This window comes from Burkholderia sp. Bp9090, from assembly GCF_003857985.1.
GTDB lineage: Bacteria > Pseudomonadota > Gammaproteobacteria > Burkholderiales > Burkholderiaceae > Burkholderia.
Window position 1 is genome coordinate 63,740 of the sequence record NZ_QTPV01000005.1, and the last position, 13,334, is coordinate 77,073.

The window sequence follows — 13,334 nt, forward strand, 5'->3', positions numbered from 1 at the left end:
TGCGCGATCGACACATGCGATTCGCAGACGCCGGGCACCATGCCGCCTGACCGACGCCGCCCGGCGTCACCCGCCCCCACGATTGCCACCGCTCGCGCGAACCTGCGACACTGCCGGATCGTTGCCATCGTTGCCGGCCGGCACGCCACCGAGGACGCTCGCGCATGACGATCCCCTTCAAATCGCTGATCCTGCGCGGTGCCGCCGTCGCGCTCGCCGCCGCGCTCGGCTACACCGGCTACATGCTGTCGCGGCTCGCGCCCATCGCGACGGGCTATGCCGCGAAGGCGCTGTGTTCGGGCGTGTTCGTGTCGGGCCGTCCGGCCGCGTCGGTGATCGACGTCGACATCATGGCCGGCGTGCATCCGCTGCTGAAGCTGGTGCGTCCGTCGATCGATCCCGAGCATCGTCGCGCCGTCGCGACCTTCGCCGGGTTCGCGCAACGCGAGGCGGACTTCCGGCCCGGGCTCGGCTGCACGCTTGCGCTCGGACCGTCGCCCGGCGGGCTGCCGGCCGCGCTGCCGCCCGCCACCGATCAGCCGCCCACGCACGAAGCGGCGCTGGCCGCACCGCCCGCCGGCATCGACGCACGCAAGCTGCAGGCCGCGCTCGACCGCGCGTTCGACGAACCCGATCCGGCGCGGCCGCGGCGCACCCGCGCGGTCGTCGTGATGTGGCGCGGCCAGGTGATCGCCGAACGCTATGCGCCCGGCTTCGCGGCCGACACACCGCTGCCCGGCTGGTCGATGACGAAGACCGTGACGGCCGCGCTGGCCGGCATGCTCGTCGCGCAGCACAAGCTGTCGCCGGACGCGTCGGCGCTGCTGCCCGAATGGCGCGACAGCGGCGATCCGCGCACGGCGATCACGCTCGACGAGCTGCTGCGGATGACGAGCGGCCTGCAATTCAACGAGGACTACGACGACCCGCTGTCCGACGTCGCCGTGATGCTGTTCACGCAGCCGGACACCGCGCGTTTCGCGTCGGCCATGCCGCTCGCCGCGCAGCCCGGCACGCAGTGGTACTACTCGAGCGGCACGAGCGCGATCGTCGCGCGCGTGATGCGCGAGGCGATGGGCGGCACCGAAGGCGACTACCTCGCGTTTCCGCGCCGCGCGCTGTTCGCGCCGCTCGGCATGCGCAGCGCGGTGTTCGAGCCCGATGCGGCCGGCACGCTCGGCAGCGCGTCGTTCATGTATGCGAGCGCGCGCGACTGGGCGCGCTTCGGGGAGCTTCTGCGGCAGGACGGAGTGTGGGACGGGCAGCGGCTGCTGCCGCAAGGCTGGGTGCGCTACCTGACGCGGGCGACGCCGCTGTCGACGCGCCAGGAATTCGGCGCGCATCTGTGGGTGAAGGTGCCGGAGCCGTTCAACGATCGCGATGCGCACGCGAGCCCGCTGCCCGTCGACGCGTTTCATGCGGTCGGCCATGAAGGCCAGTTCGTGAGCGTGGTGCCGAGCCGCGAGCTGGTGGTCGTGCGGCTCGGGCTGTCGCGGCCGGAATCCGCTTGGAATCACGAGGCGTTTCTCGCGCGCGTGCTCGAGGCCGTACCGGCATCGGGCTCGTGACGGCCGCGGCGCGGCGGCGATGCGGCGGCAAATCACGCCGCCGCGCCGCGCGCGACATGCGATGCGTTACGGGTTCGCGCTGCCCGCGTACTGCTGGAAACCTTCGCGCGTCGCCAGGCGCTCGATGTAGCGCTTCACTGCGGGGAAATCCGGATGCTCGAACGGCGTGCCGAACCAGCGGTTCACCGACAGGCCGATCGGAATGTCCGCGAGCGTGAAGCGGTCGCCGGCCACGAACGCGCCGGTCGCTTCGAGCTGCGCGTTCAGTATCTGCATGTGCTTCGTCCAGCCCACGATCGACTGCGCGATCGCCGCCGGGTCCTGGTGATCCGGCGACTTGCGCACGAGGCCGAGGAACGCGCCGACCCACGAGCGGTTCAGGTCCGTGCCCTGCCAGTCGATCCACTGATCGACCCGCGCGCGCGCCTGCGGCTCGGCCGGATAGAGCGCGTCGCCGCCATAGCGGTTCGCGAGATAGCGGATGATCGTGTTCGACTCCCACAACACGAAGTCGTCGTCCTTGATGACCGGCACGAGGCCGTTCGGATTCAGCGCGAGGTAGGCCGGGTCGTTGGTCGTGCGAAAGCCCGCGCCCCAGTCTTCCTGTTCGAACGGCAGGTTCAGTTCGGTGCACAGCCACAGCACCTTGCGGACGTTGATGGACGGGATCTTGCCGAGGATGTGCAGCATGCAGGCTCCTTGTGAGGTCGAATGCGAAGCGTTCGGGAGGCGCGACACGGCCCGGACGCGCTCCCGTCGAAGTTATACACGAGCCCGCGAGAATCGACAGCGCGTCAGGCGAAATCGCCGTTGCAGGCCGCGCTGCCTCGCTCACATCGGCTTGAGCACCATCAGGAAATAAACGCTGAGCATCGCGAAGAACGCCGGATAGCCGAGCAGCTCCCAGCGCTTCGCATAGCGCCAGTACCGTTCCGGCAGCGCGGCATCGCCGTTCGCATGCGCGAGCTTCGCCATCGCGGCCAGTTCGATCTGCAGCCATACGACCGGCAGCCAGCACGCGCCCGCGACCGCATACAGCACGATCGACGCGACCAGCCACGGCGTCGTCCACGGCCAGCCGGCCGTATGCGCGAGCCACAGCCCGGATGCGGGCTGGAACAGCACGGCCGGCGTCGTGAACCACCAGTCCGCGCGCACGACGAGGCGCGACACGGCGGCGATCGCCGGCACCGAGCGCGTGCGGTTCGCGAAGAACAGGTAGAACGCGGTACCGAAACCCGTGCCGACCATCAGCACCGAGGACAGGATATGCAGCGTCTTGATCACGAGATAGGTGTTCATGCGTGTTCTTCTTCTGAAAAGAGGATCAACAGGATCGCCAGAATCGGCACGTTCTTGAGCACGGGGCCGAACGGCTCGGCGAGCAGGCCGGGCATCGTGACCGCGATGACGGCCGAATACGCGACGATCAGCGCGCCCTGCGCGGCCCACAGCCGGCGGGACGGCGCGACGACGGTCGCCACGCCGAACGCGAAGTCAAGCGCGCAGGCCGCGTAGAGCGCGATCAGCGCGGGCAAGCCAGCCAGGTGCGCGCGGGCGAGCATCGCGAGGCTGTCGTGCCGCGGATGGATGAACGCGCTGACGATGGCCGTCCAGATCCAGACGATCGCGAGCGCGCCCAGCAGCAGCGGCCGCCGCCACATCGCGAGCGCGTCGCGGCGCAGCGCGGCCGCGTCCGCGCCGATGAAATGCCGCAGCCCGCGCGGCGGCCGGCCGAGCACGGCCGCGAGCGCCGCGGGGTCGCCGGTGTTGCCGCCGCGCAGCATCGTCCACGTGTCGCGGGTCAGCATCGCGCCCGGCAGCGCGCCGAGCACCGCGGCCGCCGCACCGACCAGCGGGCCCGGCAGCGCGATGCGCGCCGCCGGCGGGAAGCCCAGCGCGGCGCGATAGACGCTCAGCATCTCGCGATACTCGACTTCGTCGCTGCCGACCGCGTCGATGACCGGGTTGCCGGCCGCCGGCGCATCGACGAGCCGCGCGACGAGTTCGGCGAGATCGTCGATGTGCACGGGGCGCAGCGGCTGATGGCCGCCCGCCGGCAATACGTGCACGGGCAGGCTCGCGAGCATCCGGAAGAACCGTGCCGACGTGCCGGAAGCGCCGTAGACGAGCGCCGGGCGCACGATCCGGTAATCGAGCGGCAGCGTCCGCAGGAAGGTGTCGGCTGCGTATTTGCTGGCGAAATACGGCGTGTCGCCGCGCTCGACGCCCAGCGCCGAGATCTGGATCACGCGTCGCACGCGGGCACGACAGCACGCGGTGAAGAGCGCGCAGGGCGCCGCGCGATGCACGGCGTCGAACGTCGCGTCACGCCGGTCCGCAAGGATCCCGACCGCATTGATCACCACGTCGACGCCGTCGAGCCGGGCGAGCCACGCATCGGGATCGACGTCCTTCGTGAAGTCGATCGCGACGTCGTGCGGGCCGACCGCATGCCGCACGCCGCGCAGCACGCGATGGCCGCCGGCTTCGAGCCGCGCGCCCAGCGCCCGCCCGATGAAGCCGTTCGCGCCGCAGACGAGGATGTTCATGTCGCACTCCGCGGTGCGGCATGCCGGCGGATCGATCGCGATGCCCTGTTCATTTTCGTCCTCTACCTACAGTTATTTCTGTAATGACAGAAATTTCACTTTCAAAAAAAGCGGGCTGCGTGCCCGCACGTCCGGTACCGCTTACTTCGACGACTTGCGCCTGACCGTCTGGCTGATCTTCGCGCCGATGCCGAGCGCCTTCATCAGCGTGTCGGGCTTGAGCCGCAGCATCTCGTCCGACCAGGTCGTGAGCGTCTCGACGAACTGCAGCGTGTCGCGGATGCGCTGTTCGGTTTCGCGGCTCTCGTCGGCGATCTCCGGGCTCGTCAGGCAATCGCGCAGCACCGTGAGCGTCGGTTCGATCTCGCGTTGCCGCCGCCCTTCGACGATCAGCTTGAACAGTTCCCAGATGTCGGTCGACGTCTCGAAGTGGTCGCGCCGGTCGCCCAGCACGTGCACGACCTTCGCGAGCCGCCATGCCTGCAGTTCCTTCAGGCTCGTGCTGACGTTGGAACGCGCGACGTTGAGCGTCTCGGCGATCTCGTCGGCCGCAACCGGCCGGCCGGCCAGGTACAGCAGCGCGTGAATCTGCGAGACGGTGCGGTTGACGCCCCAGCGCGAGCCCATTTCGCCCCAGTGGAGGATGAATCGTTCGGCAATCGGTGTGAGTTCCATGTCGGGGAATTTAGTTTTTTCAGTTATTTCTGTCAAGAGAGAAATAACGGGCGGCGACGCGAATGGCTGCCTCGACGGTCCCGCCCGCGGGCGACTGCGACCGCGGCCACGGCTCACCTTTCCCGCCGTTGCGCCCGCTTCCATTACAATGCGCGGGATTTTTCCGATTTCAGGCCGTCCGCGCCTTTCTGACTAGAGGTTCTCCCATGATCATCAAACCGCGCGTGCGTGGCTTCATCTGCGTGACGACTCATCCGGTCGGCTGCGAAGCCAACGTCAAGGAACAGATCGACTACGTGACTTCGCACGGCCCGATCGCCAACGGTCCGAAGAAGGTGCTCGTGATCGGCGCGTCGACCGGCTACGGCCTCGCCGCCCGGATCTCGGCCGCATTCGGCTCGGGCGCGGACACGCTGGGCGTGTTCTTCGAGCGCGCCGGCAGCGAGACGAAGCCGGGCACCGCCGGCTGGTACAACAGCGCCGCGTTCGAGAAATTCGCCGCCGAAAAGGGGCTCTATGCGCGCAGCATCAACGGCGACGCCTTCTCCGACAAGGTCAAGCAGATCACGATCGACACCATCAAGCAGGATCTCGGCAAGGTCGACCTGGTCGTCTACAGCCTCGCGGCACCGCGCCGCACGCACCCGAAGACGGGCGAAACGATCAGCTCGACGCTGAAGCCGGTCGGCAAGTCGGTCACGTTCCGCGGCCTCGACACCGACAAGGAAGTGATCCGCGAAGTGTCGCTCGAGCCGGCGACGCAGGAAGAGATCGACGGCACCGTCGCCGTGATGGGCGGCGAGGACTGGCAGATGTGGATCGACGCGCTCGATGAAGCCGGCGTGCTGGCCGACGGCGCGAAGACGACCGCGTTCACGTATCTCGGCGAGCAGATCACGCACGACATCTACTGGAACGGCTCGATCGGCGAAGCGAAGAAGGATCTCGACAAGAAGGTGCTGTCGATCCGCGACAAGCTGGCCGCGCATGGCGGCGACGCGCGCGTGTCGGTGCTGAAGGCCGTCGTCACGCAGGCGAGCTCGGCGATCCCGATGATGCCGCTCTACCTGTCGCTGCTGTTCAAGGTGATGAAGGAAAAGGGCACGCACGAAGGCTGCATCGAGCAGGTGTACGGGCTCCTGAAGGACAGCCTGTACGGCGCGACGCCGCACATCGACGAGGAAGGCCGTCTGCGCGCGGACTACAAGGAGCTCGACCCGCAAGTGCAGGACAAGGTCGTCGCGATGTGGGACAAGGTCACGAACGAGAACCTGTACGAAATGACCGACTTCGCGGGCTACAAGACGGAATTCCTGCGCCTGTTCGGCTTCGAGATCGCCGGCGTCGACTACGACGCGGACGTGAACCCGGACGTGAAGATCCCGGGCATCATCGACACGACGGTCTGACGAAACGCCCCGCCGCCGCGCTCATCGAGCGGGCGGCGGGGTCGCGTTGCCGGCCGCGTCAACGCGGCGCCGGCTCCTCCAGATAGACGCCCGACGACAGCGTGGCCTTCACCTGCCGCGTGAACTCGTCGGTCGACACTTCCTCCTCCCCTGCTTCGATTGCCTCGTAGGCCTGGCGCACGACGTCGGCCGGCGTGGCCTTCGGCACGTCGAGGCCGGCCGTCAGGTCGGTATCGATGAACCCCGCATGCAGCCCGACGACCTGCGTATGCTGTTCGCGCAGCGAATGGCGCAGCCCGTTGGTCAGCGCCCACGCGGCCGACTTCGACACGCCGTAGCCCGACAGGATCGGCCGGTTCACCCAGCTCGCGACCGACAGCACGTTCAGGATCGCGCCGCCGCCATGGCCGGCCAGCGTTCCCGCGAAGGCGCGCGACATCGCCAGCATCCCGAACACGTTGGTTTCGAAGTGATCGCGCAACGCGTCGAGCGCGCCGTCGTCGGTCAGGCTGCCGAGCCGCGCGATGCCCGCGTTGTTGATCAGCAGCGTGACGTCGCGCGCGCTATCGGCGGCCGCGGCGACCGTCGCCGGATCGGTCACGTCGAGCCTCACGGGCACCACGCCCGGCAGCGTCACGCTGGCCGGATCGCGCGCGCCCGCATAGACCTTGCGCGCCCCGCGTTCGAGCGCCTGCTTCGCGAACTCTCGGCCGAGCCCGCGGTTCGCGCCCGTGACGAACACCACTGCACCTTCGATCTTCATGCTCGTTCCTTTCGGAGAAAGGATCCCGCTCGCGCCGGTTCGCCGCGCGCCCGGGATCCGGTGATAAACCACGCCGCCATTGCGGACCGAACCGTAGCTCCGCCGGTGCCGTGCCGGAAGCCGGGCAGTCCGCCGCCCACGCCACGCCGCACCGGGACCGATATCCATCCGTGCAGCGCCGGTCGCTTCGCTTCATTCGCGAAGTCGGCTACACTGGATGTCAATGTCGATCACCATTGTCTTTGCGGTGCATTGTGTCAGCGCGATTTCGACACGTCAATGGCGATCACCATTGTGTTTTTCAATCGACGCAATTGCCGGAATGAGGGAGGGATCGATGGGCGTCTCGAGACAACAGGCCGCCGAAAACCGCAACGCGATCGTCGCGGCCGCCGAGCGGCTGTTCCGGGTGCGCGGTGTCGACGCGGTGGGGTTGACGGAGCTGATGAAGGAAGCCGGCTTCACGCAGGGCGGCTTCTACAACCACTTCAAATCGAAGGATGCGCTGGTCGCCGCGGTGATGGAGAAAGCGATCCAGGACCGCGCGGATTCACCGAACGCCGGCAGCGTCGCGAAGCAGGCGACGGCGTACCTGTCGGCCGCGCATCGCGACAACGTCGAAGCCGGTTGCCCGCTGTCGGGTTTCGCGGGCGATGCGCCCCGGCTGACCGACGCGGCGCGCGCGTGCTACGCGCACGGCGTCGCCGCGTATCTCGACCGGCTGGAACGGATGGTGGCCGCCGAAGGCCCGGCCGCGGCGGACACGCGCCGCGACGCGATCGCCGTCTTCAGCCAGATGGTCGGTGCGCTCGTGCTGTCGCGCGCGATCGCCGGCACCGATCCGGCGCTGGCCGACGAGATCCTCGACGCGGGTCGGCGCACGCTCGGCGCGCAGCCCGACGATCCGGCCGTACCGGCGTAGCGGCACGACGGGCGCCGGTCGCGCGCGATCGCTATTGCACGGCCCTGGCGGCGTCCCACAACGGCCGCTGGCCGAGCGCCGCATGCCACGCTGCGAATTGCGTGCGCCACGACTCGAACGGCTCCGTCAGCGGATGACGCGGATCATCGCTCAACGCATACGCCATCCCCTCGATCAGCCAGCGCGGCTTGGTCGCGACCGCGAGGTTGCCGAGCACTTCGGCCTGCCGGTGGTGGATCAGCTCGTGGGCGAGAAAGTAGGTCTGCCAGCCGCGCGGCGCGACGACCACGCCGAAATCCCCGAGCGTCAGTGCCGCCCGTTCGCCGAGACCGAACTGGTCGGCGCACGCGCGCGTCGAGCAGAACACGACGCGCGGCGCGTCGCGAAACGGGCCGACGGCCGCGGCCGCGCGCGCGTAGCCGTCGCGATAGAGCTGCTGCGCGATGCCGAGCTTCGCGGCATCGTCGGTGCAGATGTCCGCGCTCGGGCATGACACGCCGGGCAGCAGCGCGGGCGCGACGACGCGCAGCGGCTTGACGAGCGCGTAGGCGGCGATCGGCACCGCGACGAGCAGGCCCGTGAGGGCGAAGGCGATACGGGAGCGTTTCATCGAGGCGGCAATTCCGTTGGCGTGGCGGTGACGTGTTCCAGCACGAATATATCGGAGCCGCGGCGGCGGCGGCCGGCTTTTCCGGTTCGCCCGGCTTCCGGCGGCGGTACTGCCGCGCCGCCGCGCCGCCGCGCATGCGCGCCGGTCGCGACCCGGATCGCGACCGCATCCGGCCCCGTTACGCGAGCTGCTTGTGAAAATACGTCGTCGCGCACAACGCGCCGTCGGGCATCAGCGCATAGTTCGGCACGACGCCGACGCGCTGCCAGCCGGCCCGCTCGTACAGGCGCTCGGCATCGCCGCCCGTCACGGTGTCGAGCACGAGCACGGTCTTGCCGGCGGCGCGCGCGGCGTCGTCGGCGGCCGCCATCAGCCGCGCGGCGACGCCCTGCCGTCGCGCATGACGCGACACGAGCATCTTCGCGAGGTCCGCTCGATGCGGCTGGTTTTCCGGCTGCGCGGTCACGAGTTGTACGGTGCCGACGATCCGGCCGGCCGCGTCCTCGGCGATCAGCAGGATGCGCTCGCCGCTCGCGACGCCGTCGGCAACCCTCGTCCAGAACGCGACGGCCGTCGAGCGTTCGATCGGCAACATGAAGCTGACGGACGCGCCGCCTTCGACGCAATCGATCAGCACGTCGGCCAGCGCGCCGATGCAGGCGCGGGCTTCGCCCGCGTCGACGCGGCGGACGGTCACAGGTTCTGTCATACCCTCTCCGGTATATCAGGCGGGGCACGCGTTCGGCCGACGTGCGCCCGGATCGAATGGAATGCCGCCGTGCGGTCGCACCCCGCGCAACATCGGCGGATGCCCGGCAACACGACGCCCGGCCCGGTCGGCGGGTGTTACCTCCCCATCATCCTAAGCGACGAAAATTCTCGTTGCATTGCCTATACTTAGCCGCATGGCTAACTTTGAACCCGGCATCAACGACGTATTCCAGGCGCTCGCCGATCCGACGCGCTGCGCGATCGTCAGCGCGCTCGGCAACGGCGTGCGGACCGTTTCGGAACTGGCCGCGCCGTTCGACATGGCGCTGCCGTCGCTGATGAAGCATGTCGCGGTGCTCGAGCGCAGCGGCCTCGTCACGACCCGGAAAACCGGCCGCACGCGCACCTGCGAGCTGGTCGGCGGCAGGCTGGCCGAAGCCGAGCAGTGGCTCGCCGCGCAGCGCACACTGTGGGAAGCGCGCGCCGATCGCCTGGTGGAATTCGTCGAACGCCGCCACCAGGAGGAGCACGCGCATGTCAACCCGCCACGTCGACCCCGCCGAAGCTCATGACCTCGTCATCACACGCACGCTGCACGCGCCGCGCCAGGCGCTCTGGCGCGCGTGGACCGATCCCGAACTGCTGAAGGAATGGTGGTGCCCGAAACCGTGGACCACCGAAGTCCGCGCGTTCGACCTGCGCCCGGGCGGCGCCTTCCACACGTTCATGCGCGGCCCCGACGGCGGCACGAGCGACAACCCCGGGTGCTTCCTCGACATCGTGCCGGAAGCGCGCATCGTGTTCACGTCGATGCTCGCGGGCGGCTGGCGGCCGCAGGTGCCGTGGCTGGGCTTCACGGCGATCATCACGATGGCGGATGACGCCGCCGGTTGCCGCTACGAGGCACGCGTGATGCATCCCGACGCCGCGACGCGCGAGCGCCACGAAGCCCTCGGCTTCTTCGAGGGCTGGAACACCTGCATCACGCAGCTCGACGAATTCGCGTCCGCATTGCGCTGAATCCGCACGTGCGCGGGCCATTGCATGCCGCCGCGCGCGCGCCTAGGATTCCTGAAGGAAGCGTGACGACACGCCGGCATCCGGCGTGCACCGTCGCGCGCGCTCCGCGGGAGGCCACACATGCTGCAGATGCACACGCATTCCACCCGGGTCAGCCGGCACCTGAACGCACCGCGCGGGCGCGTCTACCGCGCGCTGCTCGATCCGCACGCCGTCGAACAATGGAAGGTGCCGGACGGCATGACGTGCCGCGTGCTCGCCTACGACGCGCGCGAAGGCGGCGCGCTGCGCGTGTCGCTGAGCTACGACGAACCGTCGGACGGCACCGGCAAGACCACCGCGCACACCGACACCTATCACGGGCGCTTCGTGACGCTCGTGCCCGACGAACGGATCGTCGAAATCGACGTGTTCGAAACCGACGATCCGATGCTGCGCGGCGCGATGACGATCACGATCACGCTGTCCGACGAAGCTGGCGGCACACGCGTCGACGCGGTGCACGACGGTGTGCCGCCAGGCGTGCCGGCGGCCGACAACGAGACCGGCTGGCGCATGGCGCTCGCCCGGCTGGCGGCGCTGGTCGAGACGGGCTAGCTGGCGCGACGCGACGTGCGCGGTACGCGTCAACCGAGCCGGTACGCGTGCGAGACCGTCCCGCGGAACAGCGCATCGCGCTCGTCCGGGCTCGCGTGTGCGGTCAGCCGCTTGAACGCGTTCCAGCCGTTCACGTACGAATACGAGCCCTTGTCGACCGGAAAATTGCTCTCGAACATGCAGCGCTTCGCGCCGAATGCCTCGATGCACGTGAGCATCCACGGCTTCCACGCGGCGGCGAGCTGTTCGGACGACGGCGGCCGCGCGCCCTTCTCGAAATCGAACCCGTTGATCCGCATGCCGAGGCCACCGACCTTCACGAATACGTTCGGCAGCCGCGCGAGTTCGCGCATCGATGCCGACCAGCGCTGGAAGACTTCCGGCCGCTGGTCCGCGTAGCTCGCGATCCGCACGACGCCGCCGCAGTGATTGACGACGATCCGCGTGTCGGGGTTCGCCTTCGCCAGATCGAACAGCTCGGGCAATTGAGGAAAGAACAGCCACGCGTCGTACGACAGTCCGAGCGGCGCGAGCTGCGCGACGCCGGCCCGGTACGCGGGGTCGAGCAACAGCCCGCGCGGCACCGCCGACAACGGGTTGGCGAGCGACGGATCGGCATCCCAGGTACTCAGGTGTCGAACGCCGCGAAAGCGTCCGCGCCCCGCGTCGACATGCGCTTCGAGCACGTCGCGCACGCGCTCGCCGAGCCGCAGGTCCGCGTGCCCGACGATGCCTTTCGCGACGGCCGGGCCGCTGCGTTGCAGCGGCTCCGTCACGCCGGCGACGTAGGCCGTCTCGCCGACCGGCTTCAGTTCGGCCGGGCCCGCGTCGCGATAGCGCGTCAGCGCCTGCATGTAGACGGATGCCTGGACGTTGTGGCCGGATCGCGCGTCCTGCAGATAGTCGTCGAGCATGTAGATCCATCCCGGCCGCTCGTAGAAGTGATGATGCGCATCGACGATCGGCAGATCCGGATCGAGTGCGGGTTCGAGCGCAGATGCGAGCCAGTCGCTTCGCACTGCGAGATAGTTGCCTTGGGTCGTCATGCGGGAAGGTCCGTTTTCAGCCGGCGCGCGCGTATCGGCCCATGCAGGGAGCGCGAGCGATGCGGCGGCCGCACCGAGCAACCGGCGTCGTTTGATCGAAATGGTCGCATCCATGTCATTCGCTCCGGTCGAATGCGTACAGCGACAGCGTGAGCAGCGTCGTGATCGCCAGCACGATCGCGAGGCCGAGCATCCCGGCCGTGAAGGTGCCGAAGCCGTCCTTCAGGTAGCCAACGAGATAAGGTCCCGCGAATCCGCCGAGCGCGCCGATCGAATTGATCAGCGCGAGCCCGCCGGCCGCCGCCTGGCCGGACAGGAAGCGCGAGGGCAGCGTATAGAAGATCGTGCGGCCGGCAATCGTGCCGATCAGCGCGAGCGTGATGCCGACGAGTGCGGGCCCGAGCGTCAGGAAGTGGGTCGACACGCCGAGCGCCACCGCGCCGATGGCCAGCCCGATCGCCAGGTTCGCGACCGGGCCGCCGCGCCGGTCCACCCGCTTCGCCCACCACAGCAGCGCGACGGTCGCGAAGAAGTACGGCACCGCGGAAAGCCAGCCCGTCTGCATCGTCGACATGCCGTGTGCCTTGAGCATCTGCGGCAACCAGATGCCGATCCCGTAAGAACCCATCGTGAAACCGAACGAGATCAGCGCGAGCACGTACACACGCACGTCGCGCAGCGCGACGCCGAGGTGCTTCTTGCGGCCGGCGGCCGCGCCTTCGCGCTCGAACGCGCGCTGCAGCGCGGCACGCTCGTCGCTCGACAGCCACGCGGCATCCGCGGGCGAATCGGACAGCAGCTTCAGCACGAAAAAGCCGAGCGCGCACGCGGGCAGCCCTTCGACGATGAACATCCACTTCCAGCCCGCAAGGCCGAGCACGCCGTCGAGCTGCAGCAGCCACGTCGACAACGGGCCGCCGATCAGCGACGACAGCGGTGTCGACACGGTGAACCACGCCAGCACCCGCGTGCGGTAACTCGCCGGAAACCACACCGCGAGGAAAAAGATCACGCCCGGAAAGAAGCCCGCTTCGCCGATGCCGAGCAGCAGCCGGATCGCATAGAAACTCGTCGGCCCGGTCGCGAGCGCGGTCGCGGCCGCCATCAGCCCCCACGTGATCATGATGCGCGCGAGCCAGCGCCGCGCGCCGAAGCGGTACAGCGCGAGATTGCTCGGCACCTCGAACACGCAATAGCCGGCGAACATGATCCCCGCGCCCCAGCCGAACTGCGTCGCGGTCAAGCCGAGATCGCGGTTCATGGTCAGCGCCGCGAACCCGACGCTCGTGCGGTCGAGGTAGTTGAAGAAGTACGCGAGCGCGAGCAGCGGAATGAAACGCCACGCGGCCTTGCGCACGGCCCGTTGCTCGATCGACGCGTCGGTTTCGCGATCGGCGGCCAGCGCCGGGGAAGCGGATGTCATGGTTGTCTCCGTGGGTGCGGCGCTCCTCGCCCGCGCGA

15 protein-coding genes are annotated in these 13,334 nt (G+C 68.9%); 6 read left to right on the forward strand and 9 right to left on the reverse strand.

What is annotated here, in order from left to right:
- The first annotated feature begins 164 nt into the window (after nt 1-164).
- Nucleotides 165-1,568, forward strand: coding sequence for a serine hydrolase (locus tag DIE16_RS06775; RefSeq protein WP_124892075.1), 1,404 nt, complete (start codon nt 165-167; stop codon nt 1,566-1,568).
- A gap of 66 nt (nt 1,569-1,634) precedes the next feature.
- On the opposite strand, the gene DIE16_RS06780 is transcribed toward DIE16_RS06775, so the two are convergent.
- From DIE16_RS06780 to DIE16_RS06795, 4 genes are all read right to left on the reverse strand, one after another.
- The gene (locus tag DIE16_RS06780) at nt 1,635-2,258 is read right to left on the reverse strand and encodes a glutathione S-transferase family protein (RefSeq protein ID WP_124892076.1); all 624 of its coding nucleotides are present in this window, start codon (nt 2,256-2,258) and stop codon (nt 1,635-1,637) included.
- Nucleotides 2,259-2,399: 141 nt separating this feature from the next.
- The gene (locus DIE16_RS06785; RefSeq protein WP_124666353.1) at nt 2,400-2,870 is read right to left on the reverse strand and encodes a DUF2269 domain-containing protein; all 471 of its coding nucleotides are present in this window, start codon (nt 2,868-2,870) and stop codon (nt 2,400-2,402) included.
- The gene (locus DIE16_RS06790) at nt 2,867-4,120 is read right to left on the reverse strand and encodes an SDR family oxidoreductase (RefSeq protein ID WP_124892077.1); all 1,254 of its coding nucleotides are present in this window, start codon (nt 4,118-4,120) and stop codon (nt 2,867-2,869) included. The genes DIE16_RS06785 and DIE16_RS06790 overlap by 4 nt, the downstream gene beginning before the upstream one ends.
- A gap of 141 nt (nt 4,121-4,261) precedes the next feature.
- Nucleotides 4,262-4,795, reverse strand: coding sequence for a GbsR/MarR family transcriptional regulator (locus tag DIE16_RS06795; protein WP_006760784.1), 534 nt, complete (start codon nt 4,793-4,795; stop codon nt 4,262-4,264).
- A 206-nt stretch (nt 4,796-5,001) separates the two neighbouring features.
- Between DIE16_RS06795 and fabV the strand changes: the two genes are divergently transcribed.
- Entirely contained in the window at nt 5,002-6,204 is a 1,203-nt protein-coding gene (gene fabV / locus DIE16_RS06800) for an enoyl-ACP reductase FabV (protein ID WP_124529225.1), read from the forward strand.
- A gap of 58 nt (nt 6,205-6,262) precedes the next feature.
- Here fabV and DIE16_RS06805 read toward each other — a convergent pair whose 3' ends face one another.
- Complete coding sequence (locus tag DIE16_RS06805) at nt 6,263-6,967, reverse strand: SDR family oxidoreductase (protein ID WP_124892078.1); 705 nt, start codon at nt 6,965-6,967, stop codon at nt 6,263-6,265.
- A 337-nt stretch (nt 6,968-7,304) separates the two neighbouring features.
- Between DIE16_RS06805 and DIE16_RS06810 the strand changes: the two genes are divergently transcribed.
- The gene (locus DIE16_RS06810; RefSeq protein WP_124486103.1) at nt 7,305-7,889 is read left to right on the forward strand and encodes a TetR/AcrR family transcriptional regulator; all 585 of its coding nucleotides are present in this window, start codon (nt 7,305-7,307) and stop codon (nt 7,887-7,889) included.
- A gap of 31 nt (nt 7,890-7,920) precedes the next feature.
- Here DIE16_RS06810 and DIE16_RS06815 read toward each other — a convergent pair whose 3' ends face one another.
- On the reverse strand, nt 7,921-8,499 hold the full coding sequence (locus DIE16_RS06815) for a hypothetical protein (RefSeq protein ID WP_124486102.1): 579 nt from the start codon (nt 8,497-8,499) through the stop codon (nt 7,921-7,923).
- A gap of 178 nt (nt 8,500-8,677) precedes the next feature.
- A complete protein-coding gene (locus DIE16_RS06820) occupies nt 8,678-9,208 on the reverse strand; it encodes a GNAT family N-acetyltransferase (protein WP_124892079.1) in 531 nt (176 codons plus the stop codon).
- A 196-nt stretch (nt 9,209-9,404) separates the two neighbouring features.
- Here DIE16_RS06820 and DIE16_RS06825 point away from each other — a divergent pair, with 196 nt between their 5' ends.
- The 3 genes from DIE16_RS06825 (at nt 9,405) to DIE16_RS06835 (ending at nt 10,827) form a co-directional block, all read left to right on the forward strand.
- Nucleotides 9,405-9,782 carry a helix-turn-helix transcriptional regulator gene (locus tag DIE16_RS06825; protein WP_124892080.1) on the forward strand — a complete coding sequence of 126 codons (378 nt, stop codon included), beginning with the start codon at nt 9,405-9,407 and terminating at the stop codon, nt 9,780-9,782.
- Complete coding sequence (locus DIE16_RS06830; RefSeq protein WP_124892081.1) at nt 9,745-10,230, forward strand: SRPBCC family protein; 486 nt, start codon at nt 9,745-9,747, stop codon at nt 10,228-10,230. The genes DIE16_RS06825 and DIE16_RS06830 overlap by 38 nt, the downstream gene beginning before the upstream one ends.
- Nucleotides 10,231-10,350: 120 nt before the next feature.
- Nucleotides 10,351-10,827, forward strand: a complete 477-nt coding sequence (locus DIE16_RS06835; protein ID WP_044848511.1) for an SRPBCC family protein — start codon at nt 10,351-10,353, stop codon at nt 10,825-10,827.
- Nucleotides 10,828-10,856: 29 nt separating this feature from the next.
- Here DIE16_RS06835 and DIE16_RS06840 read toward each other — a convergent pair whose 3' ends face one another.
- A complete protein-coding gene (locus DIE16_RS06840; protein ID WP_124892082.1) occupies nt 10,857-11,987 on the reverse strand; it encodes an amidohydrolase in 1,131 nt (376 codons plus the stop codon).
- A gap of 1 nt (nt 11,988) precedes the next feature.
- Complete coding sequence (locus tag DIE16_RS06845) at nt 11,989-13,296, reverse strand: MFS transporter (protein WP_124892083.1); 1,308 nt, start codon at nt 13,294-13,296, stop codon at nt 11,989-11,991.
- Nucleotides 13,297-13,334 lie beyond the last annotated feature (38 nt).

What these genes read in the sequence shown, in the direction of transcription:
- DIE16_RS06820 (WP_124892079.1), bottom strand. Translation starts at nt 9,208, where the DNA reads ATGACAGAACCTGTGACCGTCCGCCGCGTCGACGCGGGCGAAGCCCGC.
- DIE16_RS06845 (WP_124892083.1), bottom strand. Translation starts at nt 13,296, where the DNA reads ATGACATCCGCTTCCCCGGCGCTGGCCGCCGATCGCGAAACCGACGCG.
- DIE16_RS06830 (WP_124892081.1), top strand. Translation starts at nt 9,745, where the DNA reads ATGTCAACCCGCCACGTCGACCCCGCCGAAGCTCATGACCTCGTCATC.
- DIE16_RS06775 (WP_124892075.1), top strand. Translation starts at nt 165, where the DNA reads ATGACGATCCCCTTCAAATCGCTGATCCTGCGCGGTGCCGCCGTCGCG.
- DIE16_RS06840 (WP_124892082.1), bottom strand. Translation starts at nt 11,987, where the DNA reads ATGGATGCGACCATTTCGATCAAACGACGCCGGTTGCTCGGTGCGGCC.
- DIE16_RS06805 (WP_124892078.1), bottom strand. Translation starts at nt 6,967, where the DNA reads ATGAAGATCGAAGGTGCAGTGGTGTTCGTCACGGGCGCGAACCGCGGG.
- DIE16_RS06795 (WP_006760784.1), bottom strand. Translation starts at nt 4,795, where the DNA reads ATGGAACTCACACCGATTGCCGAACGATTCATCCTCCACTGGGGCGAA.
- fabV (WP_124529225.1), top strand. Translation starts at nt 5,002, where the DNA reads ATGATCATCAAACCGCGCGTGCGTGGCTTCATCTGCGTGACGACTCAT.
- DIE16_RS06785 (WP_124666353.1), bottom strand. Translation starts at nt 2,870, where the DNA reads ATGAACACCTATCTCGTGATCAAGACGCTGCATATCCTGTCCTCGGTG.
- DIE16_RS06825 (WP_124892080.1), top strand. Translation starts at nt 9,405, where the DNA reads ATGGCTAACTTTGAACCCGGCATCAACGACGTATTCCAGGCGCTCGCC.
- DIE16_RS06780 (WP_124892076.1), bottom strand. Translation starts at nt 2,258, where the DNA reads ATGCTGCACATCCTCGGCAAGATCCCGTCCATCAACGTCCGCAAGGTG.
- DIE16_RS06815 (WP_124486102.1), bottom strand. Translation starts at nt 8,499, where the DNA reads ATGAAACGCTCCCGTATCGCCTTCGCCCTCACGGGCCTGCTCGTCGCG.
- DIE16_RS06810 (WP_124486103.1), top strand. Translation starts at nt 7,305, where the DNA reads ATGGGCGTCTCGAGACAACAGGCCGCCGAAAACCGCAACGCGATCGTC.
- DIE16_RS06835 (WP_044848511.1), top strand. Translation starts at nt 10,351, where the DNA reads ATGCTGCAGATGCACACGCATTCCACCCGGGTCAGCCGGCACCTGAAC.
- DIE16_RS06790 (WP_124892077.1), bottom strand. Translation starts at nt 4,120, where the DNA reads ATGAACATCCTCGTCTGCGGCGCGAACGGCTTCATCGGGCGGGCGCTG.